Source organism: Halomonas sp. ND22Bw (genome assembly GCF_003011945.1).
Taxonomy (GTDB): Bacteria; Pseudomonadota; Gammaproteobacteria; order Pseudomonadales; family Halomonadaceae; genus Halomonas; species Halomonas halophila.
In genome coordinates this window covers 1-249 of the sequence record NZ_PXWD01001439.1, presented here as the reverse complement: position 1 = coordinate 249, position 249 = coordinate 1, and the positions used below count along the sequence as shown (strand labels likewise).

Annotated in this window: 1 protein-coding gene; it reads left to right on the top strand. The window is 69.1% G+C overall.

The window, feature by feature from the left end; translation table 11 throughout:
- A partial coding sequence (locus CVH10_RS22960; protein WP_369335992.1) for a LysR substrate-binding domain-containing protein occupies positions 1 to 249 on the top strand: 249 nt, incomplete at both ends.

Genomic DNA, 249 nt, shown 5'->3' with positions numbered 1-249 from the left:
AGCACGCCGGTGATGGAGATGGTCGCGTGGACGCAGGCCGAGATCCAGGAACACGCGAGCCGGCCCACCGGCCGGTTGCGCATCTCCGCGCCGCACGGCATGGGCCAGGGCAACCTGCCCACGCTGCTCGCGCAATTCCTCGGCTACTACCCCGAGGTCAGCATCAGCCTGCATCTGAGCAACCGCAACGTCGACATGGCCGAAGAGGCCATCGACGTCGCGCTGCGCTTCGGCCCGATCACCGCCGCC